The 13,287-nt window shown below is 52.2% G+C and carries 11 protein-coding genes; 5 read left to right on the forward strand and 6 right to left on the reverse strand.

Going from position 1 to position 13,287, the window contains the following annotated elements:
- The first annotated feature begins 77 nt into the window (after nucleotides 1-77).
- The 4 genes from ilvB (at nucleotide 78) to aroF (ending at nucleotide 5,162) form a co-directional block, all read left to right on the forward strand.
- A complete protein-coding gene (gene ilvB / locus SH668x_RS04730; RefSeq protein ID WP_437187548.1) occupies nucleotides 78-1,898 on the forward strand; it encodes a biosynthetic-type acetolactate synthase large subunit in 1,821 nt (606 codons plus the stop codon).
- A gap of 312 nt (nucleotides 1,899-2,210) precedes the next feature.
- Nucleotides 2,211-3,281, forward strand: coding sequence for a DUF1559 family PulG-like putative transporter (locus SH668x_RS04735; protein ID WP_437187549.1), 1,071 nt, complete (start codon nucleotides 2,211-2,213; stop codon nucleotides 3,279-3,281).
- A 52-nt stretch (nucleotides 3,282-3,333) separates the two neighbouring features.
- Nucleotides 3,334-3,660, forward strand: a complete 327-nt coding sequence (locus tag SH668x_RS04740; protein WP_437187550.1) for a hypothetical protein — start codon at nucleotides 3,334-3,336, stop codon at nucleotides 3,658-3,660.
- A gap of 488 nt (nucleotides 3,661-4,148) precedes the next feature.
- Entirely contained in the window at nucleotides 4,149-5,162 is a 1,014-nt protein-coding gene (gene aroF, locus SH668x_RS04745; RefSeq protein ID WP_437187551.1) for a 3-deoxy-7-phosphoheptulonate synthase, read from the forward strand.
- 140 nt (nucleotides 5,163-5,302) lie between these two features.
- On the opposite strand, the gene SH668x_RS04750 is transcribed toward aroF, so the two are convergent.
- From SH668x_RS04750 to SH668x_RS04765, 4 genes are all read right to left on the reverse strand, one after another.
- Nucleotides 5,303-6,328, reverse strand: a complete 1,026-nt coding sequence (locus SH668x_RS04750) for a DUF1559 family PulG-like putative transporter (protein ID WP_437187552.1) — start codon at nucleotides 6,326-6,328, stop codon at nucleotides 5,303-5,305.
- Between the two features lie 157 nt (nucleotides 6,329-6,485).
- A complete protein-coding gene (locus SH668x_RS04755; RefSeq protein ID WP_437187553.1) occupies nucleotides 6,486-8,042 on the reverse strand; it encodes a hypothetical protein in 1,557 nt (518 codons plus the stop codon).
- Nucleotides 7,945-9,264 (reverse strand): B12-binding domain-containing radical SAM protein, encoded by a 1,320-nt coding sequence (locus SH668x_RS04760; RefSeq protein ID WP_437187554.1) that lies wholly within the window; start codon nucleotides 9,262-9,264, stop codon nucleotides 7,945-7,947. Before SH668x_RS04760 ends, SH668x_RS04755 begins: the two co-directional genes overlap by 98 nt.
- An 80-nt stretch (nucleotides 9,265-9,344) precedes the next feature.
- Nucleotides 9,345-9,713 (reverse strand): hypothetical protein, encoded by a 369-nt coding sequence (locus tag SH668x_RS04765; RefSeq protein ID WP_437187555.1) that lies wholly within the window; start codon nucleotides 9,711-9,713, stop codon nucleotides 9,345-9,347.
- Between the two features lie 264 nt (nucleotides 9,714-9,977).
- On the opposite strand from SH668x_RS04765, the gene SH668x_RS04770 reads away from it, so the two are divergent.
- Nucleotides 9,978-10,787, forward strand: a complete 810-nt coding sequence (locus SH668x_RS04770) for a hypothetical protein (protein WP_437187556.1) — start codon at nucleotides 9,978-9,980, stop codon at nucleotides 10,785-10,787.
- A 238-nt stretch (nucleotides 10,788-11,025) separates the two neighbouring features.
- Here the strand turns inward: SH668x_RS04770 and SH668x_RS04775 are convergent, their stop codons facing one another.
- Complete coding sequence (locus SH668x_RS04775; RefSeq protein WP_437187557.1) at nucleotides 11,026-11,961, reverse strand: amidohydrolase family protein; 936 nt, start codon at nucleotides 11,959-11,961, stop codon at nucleotides 11,026-11,028.
- A gap of 46 nt (nucleotides 11,962-12,007) precedes the next feature.
- On the reverse strand, nucleotides 12,008-13,246 hold the full coding sequence (locus SH668x_RS04780; protein ID WP_437187558.1) for a M20 family metallopeptidase: 1,239 nt from the start codon (nucleotides 13,244-13,246) through the stop codon (nucleotides 12,008-12,010).
- Between the last annotated feature and the right edge of the window lie 41 nt (nucleotides 13,247-13,287).

Genomic DNA, 13,287 nt, shown 5'->3' on the forward strand with positions numbered 1-13,287 from the left:
TGTGACTTTCAATTCAGCTTGTGAGCGATTGCAAGTTGGCGGTCAGATTTCACTGGGACATGTAATAAGGCTAAATCGTGGCGACAGCGTTGGATAAGAAAACCGAGCACCAAGTTCTCACCGGCTCTGAAATCCTTGTCGAAGCATTGATTCGACAGGGGGCAAAGTACGTTTTTGCGTATCCGGGCGGTGCCAGCATGCCTTTGCATCAGGCTTTGCGTAAAAACCGTGACCGGATTCGCACAATTCTTCCTCGCCATGAGCAAGGGGGAGGCTTCGCAGCTCAAGGGGTTTCTCGAACCTCGACAGATGTCGGTGTCTGCATGGCGACTAGTGGTCCAGGGGCGACGAACCTCGTGACTGCAATCGCTGACGCCAAGATGGACAGCATTCCATTGGTTGCAGTGACCGGTCAGGTGTTTCAGAAGGTCATCGGAACCGATGCGTTTCAGGAAACTCCAATCGTTGAGATCTGCCGTGCTGTCACTAAGCACCACTATATGATCACTGCTGATGATCCGGATGATCCGGAATCAGTACAGAAGACGCTGCGAAGCATTCCTCGCATTGTCAAAGAAGCGTTTTACGTTGCACGGACAGGTCGACCTGGTCCAGTGCTGATCGACTTCCCGAAGAACATTCAGGTTTCCAGTGCAGAGCTGGAATCGCTTGATTTCGATCCTCCGATGCATTTGCCCGGTTACGATCCTGGCCGCAAGGTGGTTGCAGACGAGCAGGTGAAGCAGGTTGTGGCTGCGATTCGCCGTTCGAAACGACCGATCCTTTATGTCGGCGGTGGAATTATCAATGCGGACGCATCTGAGGAACTGACAAAATTTGCGAAAGCGTCCAACATCCCCGTGACAATGACTGTGATGGGGCTGGGAGCATTTCCGGGCGACGACCCACAGTCGTTGCATATGCTCGGTATGCACGGAACTGTCTACGCGAACTACGCTATTAACGATGCAGATTTGCTGCTCGCATTCGGGGTTCGTTTCGATGACCGCGTGACTGGCAAGCTCGAAGAGTTCGCCAAGCACGGAAAAATTGTGCACGTCGATATCGATCCATCCGAGATGCACAAGAACAAAGAAGCCCACATCCCAATTATCGGGGACGTAAAGATCTTCCTTGAGAAGCTGAACAAAGAGTTCACTCAAGACGATGTTCCAGACACCACAGCCTGGTGGTCACAGCTCAATGAATGGCGAGAAAGCTATCCATTGAAGTATCCACAGAGCGGTGACTTCATCAGCCCGCAGTACGCAATCGAAGAGTTGTGGCGTCAGTCCATCGATAGAGATCCGTACATCGCGGTCGGTGTGGGGCAGCATCAGATGTTTGCTGCTCAGTACTTCAAGTTCCGCAAGCCTAAGCACTGGTTGTCCAGTTCCGGTCTTGGAACCATGGGCTTCGGCCTTCCAGCAGCGATGGGGGTTCAGACAAAGCACCCGAACTCATTGGTCGTCGATATCGACGGTGACGGCTCCATCCTGATGAACATTCAAGAATTGGCGACGCTGCACTGTGAGAAACTTCCTGTGAAGATTCTTCTTCTCAATAACCAGCATCTGGGGATGGTGGTGCAATGGGAAGATCGCTTCATGGAAGGGCGTCGCGCCCATACTTACCTTGGACCAGTTGATCATCCTGAATGGCTGGGCGAAGGTGAAGGTGGACACTACGAGGAGACCTACCCGAACTTCGTGACAATGGCACAGAGTTTTGGATTAAAGGCCCGGCAGGTTCGCAGCAAGGCTGAATTGACCGAAGCGATTGCAGAGATGATCAATCACGATGGTCCTTACCTCCTCGACGTCGTTTGCCCATACCAGGCACACGTGTTGCCGATGATTCCTGGTGGTGCGACTGTTCGCGACATCATTATCGACTAGCCCATCCCCACGTAATTTGAGTTCCCCGAAAGGGCAGGCCTCTCAGGTCTGCCCTTTCTTTTTTTATTCAATGTCGTTTCGGCCTATCGGCTGTAAGTCCTTATTGAATTCGAGAATGTGATGAATGAAGCAGTCTCCGTTGACGTTCGATTTCTTCCTTGAATCAATCGAACTGAGTGTAATCTAATATTATCTTGCATAAGCGATGTTTTGTTTGTATTGTCGATTGAGCAGAATTTCGAGCCTGCATTGTCCTTATCGCACATTCGTGTTTTTGACACTCGTCTTCTTTATATTTTTTGGAGCACGGTCATGGACCCTCGTATTGATTCAAAACTGCCTACGCGATTTCATCGAAACAAGGACCGAAAGAGAGGATTTACGCTCATTGAGTTACTTGTTGTGATTGCGATTATCGCGGTCCTGATTGCATTGCTCTTGCCAGCTGTTCAGCAGGCGCGCGAGGCTGCTCGTCGGTCGCAGTGCAAGAACAATCTCAAGCAGTTGATGATTGCCGTGCACAATTATCACGACACCCATTCGATTTTCCCCTCTGAGTGTTACGCGCCAAACGGTGCAACATGGGAGGGGTACAGTCCTCACGTTATGATTCTGCCCTTCATCGAGCAGACACCCCTCTTTCAGATGTTTCAGACGACTTATCTGAATGTTGGTGTCCAAAGCAATGTGGTACGCAATGGAAGCCAAGGGGATGCTCAGGTGAAGTCAAAGCTTCCAGCGTTTTTGTGCCCATCTGATTCCGCACAGCTTTGGACTTCGCCGAACAGCTACGCCTTCAGCATTGGGCCAGGCTTCATGTGGGGAGTCGGTGCTGTCGATCGAATTGGGGTCTTTTCATCGATCTCTGCGCCAGAGAATAGTAACCCTCCGACGCGAATGAGCGATATTCTGGATGGAACCTCTAATACCATCGGGATCTCGGAAATCACGATTGGCAGTGGTCAAACAGCAGACTTAGGTCTGGGCGTCACAGGCGTCGACGGCGCTAATGACAGCTGGTCACCTGTGACATTTCCAAGTCAGTCGGTCGTGCAGGCGCAGTTGAACTCTTGTGCTGCATCGACTAACTACTTGAACAATGATGCCGGTAACGGTGGGTCAGCGTGGTATTGGTCATCGCCTGGAGTCACTTTGTTCAACAGCATTTGGGCGCCGAATGCGAAGGTACGAAATTGCTCCAACCATTGCTCCGGATGCTATATGGACGGTCGATCGGCCGTTCCAGCCCGAAGCCGACATACAGGCGGAGTGCATGCCGCCATGATGGACGGAGGTGTCCGATTCGTGTCAGACAACGTCGATTTGGTCACGTGGCAGCGAATTGCCGGGCGTGCAGAAGGTGGCGTCGCTGGCGAATTCTAAGCCACTATTCGTGTCACACTGTACATCTCGTCGTTGGCTAGGAAAGGTGAACATGTCCGGAATTTTGTTGAAAGTATCCTTAGTCGCTTTGCTGCTGATGGTGGCGTTGTCGGGATGCACGAAGGCTCCACAGGCTGAAACTCCCAAGCCCGATGCAGCGACCGCAACGACTGATCTCAAGCAGATGCTGGGGCCGTTGGCTTCCAGCGGGGTGGCGAGTAGTGCAATCACTGCGATCCCCGGGAAGATCGAAGCGATTAAAGCCTCGGATGCGGCTCTCGCAACGAGTCTGGAAGCAGACTACCAGAAGCTGAGCACTGCGAAGTCTCCTGGTGAGATTAAGTCGACTGCAGCGAAGATGTTGAAGCAGTTGAAGTGAGATCGTGTTTTTAAACTCGATCCCGCTGGTCTGATTAGAGCAAAACAGGAGCAGATTGGATTCCGTCTGTTCCTGTTTCCGCTTAAAGATGAATGTCTCGTATGAATCCGACTTGGGATTTCAGGAAAAACTCTACTTGACGTTCGATCTGGACCGATCTAGCATCAGTACAGCCTTCAACAGGGATTTGATTTTGAACTCCGTAGCATTCCAGCTTGCTCAGCACTCGACGTACTCCGTCGGTCTGTTTAGCTATTGGTATGCATATTTTACCCACCCGGGTTTCCGGGCACGGTAGCGAAGTTCACTGATCCAAGTTGAATTTTCCAAGACCGGCCCTGAAACCTCGCGTGAGGTTTCAGGGCCGGTCTTTTTTCGTTCCTGAATTCCCACGCTACCCCCGATGCCTGTGTCAGCACCATGTTGGTGTTGCGAGGTTCGTGGAAACAACCGTGGGCGAAAATACGAGAAGCCCGGAGAAGACAGAAATGATCGTAGTCATGAAGCTTGGCGTTAGTGAATCCGCTGTTCAGGAAGTTGCTCAACAGATTGAAAAGATGGGACTGAAGTCTCACATCATTCATGGTGAAGAGCGAACTGTGATTGCTGCAATTGGTGACAAACGCACCAGCGATAAGGAGACTCTTGAGTCGTTCGCTTCGGTCGACAAAGTTGTTCCAATTCTCGCTCCCTACAAAATTGCGAGCAAAGAGGCCAAGCCAACACCAACGGTCGTTAAGGTTCGCGATCTCGTCATGGGGGGCGGTGATATCGGGGTGATCGCCGGTCCATGTTCGGTGGAGAGTGAAGAACAGATTCTCGACGCTGCACGAAAAGTGAAGGCAGCGGGAGCGAAAGCACTTCGAGGTGGAGCCTTCAAGCCTCGAACCAGCCCTTACGCATTCCAGGGGATGAAAGAGGAAGGGCTGAAGCTATTGGCCGCTGCCCGCGAAGAAACCGGGTTGGCCGTTGTAACTGAAGTGATGACTCCCCATCACGTTGAACTGGTCGCAAAGTACGCCGATGTGCTGCAGATTGGTGCTCGCAATATGCAGAACTATCATTTGCTGCAGGCTGTTGGTGAAATTCGAAAGCCGATTCTGCTCAAGCGTGGACCGAGTGCGACAATCGAAGAATTCCTGTTGGCCGCTGAATACATTCTGGATCAGGGCAATCAGGAAGTTGTTCTCTGTGAGCGTGGAATTCGAACCTTCGAGACTCATACCCGGTTCACGTTGCCGCTGGCGACAGTTCCTTACCTGAAGGAACGGACGCACTTGCCGGTTGTCGTTGATCCAAGTCATGGAACTGGGATCGCGTCCTTGGTTGGTCCGATGTGTGCTGCTTCAGTCGCAGCGGGTGCAGATGGATTGATTATCGAAGTCCACCCAGATCCCAAGAAGGCGATGAGCGACGGTGCCCAGTCATTGACTCCGGAAGCCTTCGCAGCGGCGATCGAGCAAAGCCGAAAGGTCGCGGTGGCTTTAGGGTACCGCATGTAGTCCGGAAAATAAGAAAGACTGTCAGTTGTTCAATTCACTGACAGTCTTTTTTATTCGGATCACGACGACACTGGAAAGCAGTCGATTCAAGAGAAGTCTCTGCTGCCACCATTCGCCGCTACAGCGCCCAAAGACAGGGGCTAAAACTCTCCAACGATTTCGCCTCCGCTGCGTGTGCCAAGTGCTCGCCAGACTCCCAGATCGATATTTGAGCTGATCGAACGAACCGCGCCATCGGCCATCGCAGAATTCACTGTCCCGGTGTGATAGCTACGGGAGGTGATCATGGAATAGCTTGGCTCAGTGAGGTGGCTTCCTTCCTGCCGGGAGGAGAAATCGACGTGCGGGTAGGTGGTTCCGTCAAAGGGGAACTGCACATTTGTGTTTGGTGCACAGACTGTCGTGAATCCGCTGTGGTGTGAGTGCCCGTTCGGCCATTCGGTGTGGCCGGTTCCTGAAACAAGTCGGTCTGTTCCCCCCGCAGCGACGACACTCACATAATCTGCTGGTCCGGGAATTGTTGTTGCGCTGGCGAATGCTCCCGGGGGAGGTGCATTGCGTGTGTAGTGCGTCCATGCATGAACTTCGGATGCGAGTAAGGTGTTACTCGTTCCATCCGTGATGGCGGCGAATGTGATTTTGCTATTGGGGTAGGCGACTCCCGACCCGCCGGTGCCATTTGTCGGGTTATAGACTAACCAGCTTCCGAGATTGAAACCGTAGTTCATTGGGAAGACGCTGGGGTTGGTTCCTTCCTGTCGTTGTCTGTCAGATTTGGGATCGGTCGGACAAGCGTAAACTGGAACTCGAATGCCATTAATGGCAGCGTTGCTGGACCACGATGTTTGGAGGTCGATCATATTATACAGGTTTGCCTGATCCAGAAACGGCATGATACGTCCCTGGATGGACCATGACGCTCCGCCAGTGACACCTGACCGCAGGCAATAGCTCGGGGGAATCGTGTTATATGTGCTGTGGTAGTTGTGGATCGCCAGCCCAATCTGCTTGAGATTGTTTTTACATTGGCTGCGACGTGCAGCTTCACGGGCCTGTTGAACTGCCGGTAACAGCAATGCAATGAGCACAGCGATGATGGCGATCACCACAAGCAACTCGATGAGTGTAAATGCGGTTCGTTTGGGAGAGATGGTTCGTAAGTTCATCAGATGCTGCTGGTTGGAATTTGAGGGAGTTCGTTTTCGGCCATTTCATCAACGCAAACTCTGTTCCATCCAGGAATTTCAAAGTTCAAAGGTGAGTTGCACGTTCTCCTTCAGGAATTCGAATTTGGAAAGTCGTTTTATTCGCTGCTTGTGGCGGTTAATTCGCCTTGTCGTCGATCGGTTCGGGCCGCTCTTCGACTTCCGCCGGACCTACTCCGGGATTCACGGCTTCAGTTTGTTCTCTGTTTTCGATCAGATTGTGAATCTGGTCGCGGAGATCTCGCACCTCCGATCTCGTGGCGGCGGATTCCATCTGCTCAACATCAAATAACGAAATCAATCGAGCGAGGAGTTCTATTGAGATGACTTCTTTCGAACGCCCCCACCGTCCCTCTGTTTTCATTGATTCGGAAATCCGGGATACCACGTGGTGAATCCAATAGCTGAACGGGCCATTCATGTTGATGTTCAGTTGTTGTTGATATTGGGGGTGCAATTCAAAAAAGGTAACGACAATTTCGAGTTCATCTCCAGAAAGTTCGTACCAAAATTCGCTCTGTTGAATGCCAGATCCATGCTGTTGGATGAGCTTCTTGCCGTAGATATCGGTGATCCATGCTGGCGTCTGCGGTTCATGATTGATCTGTGCGAGCACTGTTGGAAGTGGAGGAGACTTTTCGAATCGTTCGATCCGTGGTGGAGGATCCCACTGGATCGGGAAGTCTCTGCGATTGTGTTTTGACGCAAAGTCCAATGCCTGATGAGTCTCGCCACGCTGGAGTAGCAGTCGGAATCGGGTTGCTCTTTGGAATTCGGGTTGCGTAAAAATGCAGGCAACGAACATCAGAACGAATCCAACCGCGGTCGCGATCCATGTGACGGAGCTGACTCGGTTGGAGAGATTGCCTGGTGCATCAAATTCGTTCTTTTTAGAACTCGAATCGTGCCAGAAAATGTTGACGACGTATGCGATTGCAAAAACCGCCCACGAGTAAAAGCAAGTAACAACAACTGCAACTCGCGCCTGGTTAATGATCTCGGACTCAGGCGAAAGCAAGACCCCGCCCATGATTTGAAGGAGCGGAATTGGGACCGCAAGCATTGCGAAGAATGCAATCGTGACGGAAACGAACAGAACCGTTGAGATTGCATTGGGGAGGCTGATTCTAAACAGCACGACGACAACTCGAATCATCAGTGCCACTCGCCATGTCGCCACAAACGCCAGAAATCCGATGTTGAGCTTGGTTGAGTCGACGCTGGACATGAACCGTTCTGCTGGAAACGCATAGATCACCGCCGTTGGTGCCATCATCCAGACGCAGTTCAAAAGCTGTCCGAGTTCGGATGAGGCCGGTTGGCCGCTGCGTCTGAGCTTCGGGATCAGTTTGAGAAAACCGTACATCACCGTTGTGAGCAGTGTGGAGGCAAGGAGCGGAACGATTAGCCAGTACGGTTCCTGAAGAAGATCCGCCTGATCGTAATCACGAAACAGTGCCGCCAGAATCGTGAAGCTGATTCCCAGCCACGTTGCTGACTGAGAGTTTGCAACTCTCAGAATGGCATCTCGATTTCCGAGAAGAAAGGAGATGACTGTCCCGAAAGTGATCTGGGGCTCAGTTCGCGGTTGCTCTCGAGTTGAACCGGGGATTATTTCGGTAGGTGTCGAGGCGGATTCGCTTTCTTCGTCTGGTCGCGGTTGGTCCGTAGACATGTGTTGCGCTTTCTCGAAAAGCGAGTTCAAGGTCTCCCACCGACATCTTATCTGGATGATAGGTGACTTCGAAGAGTGTGTAGTACGGCCAACGACGTTCAGATATGAGACGCCCTTCTTTCTTTAGCCGCTCTCTGAGGACTGTCCCGGGAAACGGGGTTTGCAGTGTGAGTTGAATCTCTGCGAAGGGGGCTTGCAACAGGAACTCGGTCAGGCGATCGACGGATGCCTGTGTCTCTCCTTCCGCACCGATGATGAAACAGGCATTCACGGAGACACCCGCTTCCTGAATCGCTGTGCAGGCATCGATCATCCGGTTCATCTCAGCCAGCTTGTCGCCCATACCGGGATAGCGAAAGACCATGGATTCAATGCCAACGAGAACCTGGGCACATCCCGAACCTGCCATTTTCTTGAGAAGTTCGGGGCGTTCACCGATTCGCCAATCGCTTTCTGTGAACCAGCGTGCATTGGCCTCATGCAATGCCTCGAAGAGTTCATCCGCGTCGCGATTGCCAGCGAACGTATTGTCGTCGGCGAGTTCGATCAGAGGTGCCGAGTCGAGCTTGTTGATCTGGCTTAATTCCCGACGGATCAGTTGAATCGGCTTCTCGCGAAAACGTTCGAGTAATCTGCTGGCGGCGCAGAAGTCACATGCAAACGGGCATCCCCGTTGGGTTTGAAGCGTGTAGCGGGAGACTGGTCCGAGAAGGTCGATACGTGGCAAAACCCAGTCTGTCTCTGGGAGTTTTCGAGGTGCTCGATAGACAGGTTGCAGCGCACGGCGGGTGGCGTCAGCGATCACCTGATTCCACACTGGTTCGCCCGATCCCACGATGATGGCGTCTGCGTGTCGAGCTGCTTCATCTGGACATGCTGAAACATGGAGTCCACCCAGAACAGTCTGGATTCCGGCGAGTCGCAATTGATTGCTTAATGCGTACGCTTCATCCACGGATGCGGTCAATGCGGAGATGGCGACCAATGTTGGAGATTCTGCCAGGACGGCCTCCAGAAATGCTTCGTCGACCAGAGCAGGTGCTTTGTAAGTGGAGGTCCAGTTCGAAGGCATCATTCCTGCCAGCGTGAGCAGTCCGAGCGCTGGCAATTGAGTGAGTGCATTGGCCCGATCGTGAAAACCGGGAAGAGTCATTCCGTAAGCAAGCAGTTCCTGCTCGTGAATCCGAAACCCGGAAAGTGTTATGAAGACGATGTGATGCATCGTTGGCCCTTACTGAATTGGAAGTCCCGCAGCTTTGAATGTATTCGATGAATGATTGCTGAGAAATGAGTGTGTTGAGGTTAAGGGCCCATCCGGAGAGTTTGTATGACTGCGACCATCAAAGAAACGACAGGGATGAAAAATAAATGGCGAAACCGAGGTTTCCACGCTGAGAGGAAGCAGACACCGGGCATGGTGATTCCTCCGATGATAAATCCCCAGGCTGCAATCGGGTCTGCCTGGTGCTGAGTAGAGGCCTGAGCGGAAAGAGCATAAACAACGTTCATCATCCCGAGTGCTGCCTGTGCGATATGCCCAAGTCTCAGAATTCTCCGGGAAAAGGAACTGTATCCCCCAAGGAAACTCTCCCGGTGAAAATACAGCCCAATGATCGCTCCGGTCAAAAACGCGGAGAAAATCAGCGACCAGCCAAAATACCAGTTGATCATGGAGTTCTCTTACAAACGCGAAGGCAGGGCAGGGCATTGACGATCGTGAGTCTGTGATGACACAAGATTTGTATCGATATTTCGAGAGTGGCGCGAACCCCGATTTGTGTCAGGGGTCTGACTGAGGCTGTCAACCTCGAATGTGCGCATCATGGAGATGCGCAAAGTTCCAGCCTCCTGTGAGGTCGGGATATGAGACAGTTTTCATTCTACGGGAGAATAGCCCGTCCGAATTCCCATTTCTCTGGGGCTCAAGGTGGTCTTATGAACTCGCTGATGTTGGTCAAGAAGTTTCATCAGATGGGGAGTCGATTGAGTGTCGTGCCGTTGAATGGGCGTTCCAGATTTTTGGAGGACGCGCCCGTCCGTATCGATGTTCATTCGGACCGGAAAGGGGAGTACTTTGAGTTATCCCATCATCCGAATGCGAATGTTGACGTCGACGTGATTGATCTTCGACCGAGTGATCGCCATTTACTGTTGATGGTACGGGAAGAGAACGCGAAGAACAAATTTCTTTGCGGGCATGATGAGCGCCACTGGTTTGTCGCGGGGATTCCAGAATCCGCACCGGTCGGGACCGTTTCACAAGCGAAGGATGCATTGCAGCCAGTTGCGGTGCGACAAGCTTTGAATCGATCTGGAGTGAATCTTGTTGATCGGCATTTGCGAAAGAATGTCGCTTTTCAGCGGCAGGGAGAGTGGTTCTTTCTCCCCACTTCGGGATTGGTCGTTGACACGAAGCTTGTTCTTCTGAATGAACCGCTTCGAAGAGGAATGATCGGAAAGCCACATTGGGCAGAGTTTTGCTATCGAGTTGGAGGAGAGACGGTCTACGTCAATTCGCGATACCGGAATGGTTTGACCGAAACGAATTACCAAAAGCTATTGCGAGACAATCCTCAGGCTGCCATGTGGGGGTGGCGTGTCATGAAACGCAACGCCAGTGTCTTTGTTCGCGGTCGAATCCGACATTCGGATCATGCGACGATCGTTTTGAATGATTGGCATCGAGTGTTGATGAATACCGAAAATCAATCGAACTCAATGCGGTTCGTCGCCTTTCTTGATTAGCCCATGAATCAACGGGAGATCGCTCTGCTCATGAGTGTCGGGCCCATGGACGAATCCCGATTCCAGCGAACATCAATAGGAAATCCCGCTGCGATGAAGAACCGCAGCGGGATTGTTCGTGTGTTGAAATCGGTATTTTGCCCCTGTCTCAGGGATGTGTGGCGGCGAATGGTAGCAAAAACTCGTTCAAACGCTGCGTTTATCGCCGCCGGAACGCCACTCTCTTGTGAGAGACGCTCTAGTTGAAGAAGACGGATTCAGCCGTCCCTTGCAGGATGGCTCGCTTCTCGTCTTCGCTCAGGAATGAGAGGTTCTTCTGGATCAATGCGATGGAATCGGCGTAGGTGTGCCCTTCCATGACTTGATAGGGGCAATCAGAACCCCACATCAAACGATTGGCTCCGTAAGCATCTCGAAGCGTTTTGATCATTGGGCCGAGATCCGTGTAGGGTGCTGCCTTCTTACCGAGGGCATAAAATGCAGACGTCTTTACTGTGACGGAACTGTTTTCTGACAGTCGGCACAGCAAGTCCAGCTCGGCAGAGTCGACTTCACCCTTCATTCCGATGCGAGCGAAGTGGTCGATGACGACTGGTGTTTTAGAGAACTTCTGACACAGCTTTTGAATTCCCGGAAGTGCATCAGGGTTAGCCAGTAGGCACATGTTGATGTTGAGATCCGCTCCGAGTTTCCAGAGCGACTGGATTGCTTCCGATGTCTGCCATTTCTGAACGCTGGCTTTGTCTGCCCAGAGTCGGACTCCACGAATCCCAGCAGCATGCAGCCGTTTAAGTTCGGTTTTCAGATCTGTTTGTGTTTCATCGATCTGCGCAATACCGCGGAACTGGTTTGGAGATGCCTCGATGACATCTGTCATGTAGGAGTTGTCATTCCCGTAGAAATTCATCTGCACGAGAACGATTCGATCGACGCCGCAAGGAGAGCATTCCTTGAGAAGTTCATCGGGCGTGAAACTTGGGGGGACCATATCCTTGATCGAGAACGTGTCTGCCAATGGATATCGCCTGGTGTCTGGAGTCCAGACGTGAACATGTGAGTCGATGAAGCCAGCAGGCTTTGTTTCGAATCCCTTCGCAGATGCACCTGCTAACGAGATAGCTGCAATACTCGTCTGAAGGAAGTGTCTTCGTGAAATGACATGCAAAGAAGTCATGGGCGACTCATCTGTCAGAGATGCGGTAATCGAAGAGGATACGGTGCTAAATCAGTCCGTTCAAACAGCAGTTCAGTAAGATCTCTTTCGCCTGATGAAGTTGTTCGATCTCGATCCACTCATCAACCGTATGTGCCTGCGAGATTGACCCGGGGCCGAAGACGACGGAAGGAATTCCCACAGCGGAGAACCTCGCGGCATTGGTTCCGTAGAACGCCCCTTGCAGTTCGCGAGGACCAACAATTTCTTCGACCTTGTGCAACATCGCAGAAGAGAGCGAACGATTGTTGTCATCGGACAGTGCTCCGGAATCGATCCAGGCGGGGAGCATTTCGAAATCGACGTCGATGACCGATTTCAGAAACTGCTCTGTATGCGCGATGACTTGAGTCGAATCTTCCCCGGGGGCAACGCGTCGATCGATCTCAATCTCGCAGAGATCGGGAACGATATTGACGCTGACTCCACCTTCAATGCGGCCAACGCTCAGAGATGGGCCGCCGCAAAGGGGGTGAGTCGGAAAGAGCGAAGGAAGTTCACGAGCATATTGCTCAAGGCCGATCAGCACCTTCCCCATCTTGTAGATTGCGTTCTCGCCAATTTCAGGGCGGGAACTGTGGCAAGCGCGTCCCGTTGTTCGGAGCTTCCAGCGGACAACGCCCCGGTGCGCTACGATCAGATTCAGGTCTGTAGGTTCAGCGACAATCGCAGCATCCGGGACGATGCCAGCGAGTGTGCACGGATCTGGTTGCACCCAAGCATCCGCCAGTGCTTTCGCACCCATTGCGGTGTACTCTTCGTCCACTGTGCAGGACATTAACACGTTCGCACTTGCATCGGATGGAGAGTCGATGACCAGCTGCGCAAATGCAGCCAGCATTGATGCCATTCCTCCTTTGACGTCACAGGTTCCGCGACCATACATCCGGCCTTGATCGAAGACCGGCTTGAATGGTGGAGTGATCATCCCTGTTACCGGAACGGTATCCTGATGAGCGTCGAGCAGAATCGTCTGTGTCGCGATGGGACTCTTCCAGTGCGCGATGACGTTATGGCGATTCGGAAAAACCTCCTGGCACTCGAAGGGGACGTTCAGGTGCTCAAAGAAACGGACTAGCCATTCCGTCATTCCCGCTTCGTGATAGATCTCTCCCTGAACATCCTGACCGCAAGGATTGACGCTCGGAATTGCGACCAGCTTCTCGAGAATCTGAACTGGGTCTGTCAGATCTGACGGCAATTGCTTCTGAGAGCTTAGCGGATCCTGTTGAACGGACATTGACATGAGAGCGCTCTGAAAAGGTTCAGACTGGTAAATGACGATTC

The organism is Planctomicrobium mucosum (genome assembly GCF_051466335.1).
In the GTDB taxonomy this organism is placed as follows: domain Bacteria; phylum Planctomycetota; class Planctomycetia; order Planctomycetales; family Planctomycetaceae; genus Planctomicrobium.

What these genes read in the sequence shown, in the direction of transcription:
- SH668x_RS04770 (WP_437187556.1), top strand. Translation starts at nt 9,978, where the DNA reads ATGAACTCGCTGATGTTGGTCAAGAAGTTTCATCAGATGGGGAGTCGA.
- SH668x_RS04760 (WP_437187554.1), bottom strand. Translation starts at nt 9,264, where the DNA reads ATGCATCACATCGTCTTCATAACACTTTCCGGGTTTCGGATTCACGAG.
- SH668x_RS04755 (WP_437187553.1), bottom strand. Translation starts at nt 8,042, where the DNA reads ATGTCTACGGACCAACCGCGACCAGACGAAGAAAGCGAATCCGCCTCG.
- SH668x_RS04735 (WP_437187549.1), top strand. Translation starts at nt 2,211, where the DNA reads ATGGACCCTCGTATTGATTCAAAACTGCCTACGCGATTTCATCGAAAC.
- aroF (WP_437187551.1), top strand. Translation starts at nt 4,149, where the DNA reads ATGATCGTAGTCATGAAGCTTGGCGTTAGTGAATCCGCTGTTCAGGAA.
- SH668x_RS04750 (WP_437187552.1), bottom strand. Translation starts at nt 6,328, where the DNA reads ATGAACTTACGAACCATCTCTCCCAAACGAACCGCATTTACACTCATC.
- SH668x_RS04740 (WP_437187550.1), top strand. Translation starts at nt 3,334, where the DNA reads ATGTCCGGAATTTTGTTGAAAGTATCCTTAGTCGCTTTGCTGCTGATG.
- SH668x_RS04775 (WP_437187557.1), bottom strand. Translation starts at nt 11,961, where the DNA reads ATGACTTCTTTGCATGTCATTTCACGAAGACACTTCCTTCAGACGAGT.
- SH668x_RS04765 (WP_437187555.1), bottom strand. Translation starts at nt 9,713, where the DNA reads ATGATCAACTGGTATTTTGGCTGGTCGCTGATTTTCTCCGCGTTTTTG.
- SH668x_RS04780 (WP_437187558.1), bottom strand. Translation starts at nt 13,246, where the DNA reads ATGTCAATGTCCGTTCAACAGGATCCGCTAAGCTCTCAGAAGCAATTG.